This is a genomic window from Malikia sp. (assembly GCF_028687635.1).
Lineage (GTDB): Bacteria > Pseudomonadota > Gammaproteobacteria > Burkholderiales > Burkholderiaceae_C > Malikia.
Genome location: NZ_JAQTZS010000046.1, coordinates 1 through 3,408, shown reverse-complemented (window position 1 = coordinate 3,408; position 3,408 = coordinate 1). Strand labels below are relative to the sequence as shown.

Genomic DNA, 3,408 nt, shown 5'->3' with positions numbered 1-3,408 from the left:
CACCGCTTCGAGCGGTATTGCTCGGAAATGCAGGAGCTATTAGAATATCGGTAGCGATAAGGCTGTATCCAAGCCCAAGAGTAGAGTGGCCGAAACGGCGAATAATATGGAGTGATATCCGTTTTCCGAGTCCTGATTTGTGAACCGCGTGTGAGACTAAAAATGCGGCGACGATGAGGAGGATAAAACTTTCCGAAAATCCGGCATACGCTTTTGCAGGTTCAATGACCCCAGTTAAGACACTTATTGCGAGTGCAATGACCGATGCAGTGATGATTGGCAGTACGTTACCTAAAATAGCTATAATAGTTGTCAGGAAAATCGTAAAAAGTTGCCATGCTTTTGGAGTTATGGCGAGTGGTGGAGGGGTAAGCCACAAGATCAGGGCAAAAATCCCAAGCAACACTACGGGGAAAAGCTGTTTAACTCTCGGTGACATTCTCCCTCCCCTATTTTTTAGGCTTATTATAGCATTTTAGAGTCGGTATATATACTTGATATGAATAGACTCAACTATTCTGCATGAAAATTATCATATGTCACTTGACATTAGTTGACTCAATGTACTATAATAACGCTGGATTTCAAAAAAGGAGTCGTATAACTTATGTCAAACGAAATAAATGAAGACGTGATCAACGACGAACAACCTACCCTTCAAGAGGGTGAGGAAGCAGTCATTGAGAACATGAATGAATTAGAAACTATTCAAGCTGAATTGGCATCGCTCAAAGATAAGTACGCTCGCGTACATGCCGATTTTGACAATATCAAAAAACGTCTCGAGCGTGAGAAATATCAAGCGCTTGAGTATGCAAACGAAAAATTTGCAAAAGATTTGATTCCCGTTGTCGATTCGCTCTCTATGGCAATCGGTGCGGCACAAATCGATGCTGAACCTGCGGTGTTGTTGGAAAAACTCCAAGAGGGTGTGGAACTGACAATGAAACAGCTCTTAAGCGTTCTTGAAAAACATGGAGTCACTCCGGTGGATGATTCCGAACCGTTTAATCCGGATATCCACAACGCCGTACAGCGTGTGGACAGCCCGGATCATGAAAGCGGAGCAATCGTAAACACTTTTCAAAAAGGGTTTCGATATAAAGAGCGAACATTGCGCGATGCAATGGTCGTAATTGCAAATTAAGTAAAAAATACAATATGTCGCATTTGGGCTTTTACCGCCGAGGTAAAACTCAGTGTTAACGTAGCTGTAGGGACTTTGCTCCTGCGGCGTGAAAAAATAAATAATAAGGAAATTAATATGTCTAAAGTAATTGGTATCGATTTAGGAACTACAAACTCATGTGTTGCGGTCTATGAGGGCGGTGAAGCGAAAATTATCCCGAATAAAGAGGGAAAAAATACAACTCCGTCGGTTGTAGCATTTACCGATAAAGGTGAAATCCTTGTCGGTGATCCGGCTAAACGTCAGGCAATCACAAACCCGGATAAAACGATCTACTCGGTCAAACGTATCATGGGTCTTATGATGAACGAGGAAAAAGCAAAAGAGGCACACGATAAAGTTACCTATAAAATCGTCGACAAAAACGGTATGGCAGCGGTTGACGTAGCGGGTAAAGTGTATACACCACAAGAAATTTCTGCAAAAATCCTTTCAAAATTGAAAGCGGATGCGGAAAGCTATCTCGGACAAGCGGTAACCGATGCAGTTATTACCGTCCCGGCGTATTTCAATGATGCTCAACGTAAAGCGACCAAAGAAGCGGGAACCATCGCAGGTCTTAACGTCCTTCGTATCATCAATGAGCCTACTGCATCTGCATTAGCATACGGATTGGATTCAAAAGCGGATGAAAAAGTTCTCGTTTACGATCTAGGGGGCGGAACATTCGACGTTACGGTTCTTGAGATTTCTGAGGGGACTTTTGAAGTTCTTTCAACTGACGGGAATGCGTTCCTCGGCGGAGATGACTTCGATAATAAAATCGTTGATTTTCTCGCTGGTGAGTTCAAATCCGATCACGGTATCGATCTAAAAGCGGACAAAATGGCACTTCAACGTCTTAAAGACGCGGCTGAAAATGCGAAAAAAGAGCTCTCTTCAGCAGAAGAAACAGAGATCAACCTTCCGTTTATCACCGCAGATGCATCAGGTCCTAAACACTTGGTTGTAAAACTCACTCGTGCAAAATTCGAGGGGATGATCGATACGTTGATTAAAGAGACAATCAGCCACATCAAAACGGCGATGAAAGATGCCGGTCTTAGCAAAAATGAGATCAACGAAATCATCATGGTCGGGGGTTCAACTCGTCTTCCGATCGCACAAAAAATGGTTTCTGACGAGTTCGGCGGAAAAACACTTAACAAAGGGGTAAACCCGGATGAAGTAGTAGCAGCCGGTGCGGCGATCCAAGGCGGAGTTCTTCGCGGAGACGTTAAAGACGTTCTTCTTCTTGACGTTACACCATTGTCACTTGGAATCGAAACTCTCGGTGGCGTCATGACGAAAATCATCGAAAAAGGGACGACTATCCCGGTTAAGAAATCGCAAGTGTTCTCGACTGCGGAAGATAACCAACCGGCTGTTTCTATCTCTGTCGGTCAAGGTGAGCGTGAGTTCGCTCGTGATAATAAATCACTCGGGTTGTTCGAACTTACCGGTATCCCATCGGCACGCCGCGGTGTACCTCAAATCGAAGTAACCTTCGATATCGATGCCAACGGTATCTTGACCGTTTCTGCGACTGACAAAGGGACAGGTAAAACCCAAGAGATCAAAATCACTGGGTCAAGCGGGCTCTCTGAAGAAGAGATCAACAAAATGGTTCAAGACGCAGAAAACCACAAAGCCGAAGATGCAAAACGCAAAGAGATCGTAGATCTTCGCAACCAAGCGGACGCGTTGGCAAACCAAACCGAAAAATCTCTCGAAGAGATGGGTGATAAAATTGATGCAAGCGAAAAAGCAACAATCGAATCGGCTCTTGAAGAGTTGAAAGCAGTATTGAAAAATACCGATTCATCTAAAGAAGAGATCGAAGCGGCAACGAAAAAACTTGCTGATGCAAGCCACAAAATGGCAGAGCAAATGTACAAACAAAATGAAGGCGGCGAAGCAGCCTCTTCATCAGCAAAAAAAGATGACGACGTCATCGACGCTGAAATCGAATAAATTTTTCCATATGTCATCCTCGGGTTTGACCCGGGGATCTATCCCCATAAATTCTCTTAATTCATTTCCTTATTCTTCACGTTATAATGCTGTTATGGCAGATAAAAACTTCCATTCTTACAATATTTACTATTTTTATAGTTGTTTGGTTGAATTCAAGCTCATAAATATATAATATTTGTTAAATAAATAGTTATATAGAGTGTCATCTAGATTTTATTTTCAGATGATAGAATGTTACTTAAGTAAATAATTACGAATGTAAC

Annotated in this window: 3 protein-coding genes; 2 read left to right on the top strand and 1 reads right to left on the bottom strand. The window is 42.7% G+C overall.

Annotation, left to right across the window (positions count from 1 at the left end; genetic code table 11):
* Positions 1-439 (bottom strand): SLC13 family permease (locus tag PHR85_RS15120; protein WP_300056016.1); only part of this gene is annotated, 439 nt, incomplete at its 3' end.
* Positions 440-631: 192 nt separating this feature from the next.
* Between PHR85_RS15120 and grpE the strand changes: the two genes are divergently transcribed.
* Entirely contained in the window at positions 632-1,147 is a 516-nt protein-coding gene (gene grpE, locus PHR85_RS15115) for a nucleotide exchange factor GrpE (protein ID WP_300056013.1), read from the top strand.
* A 117-nt stretch (positions 1,148-1,264) separates the two neighbouring features.
* Entirely contained in the window at positions 1,265-3,142 is a 1,878-nt protein-coding gene (dnaK, locus tag PHR85_RS15110) for a molecular chaperone DnaK (protein ID WP_300056010.1), read from the top strand.
* Positions 3,143-3,408: the final 266 nt, after the last annotated feature.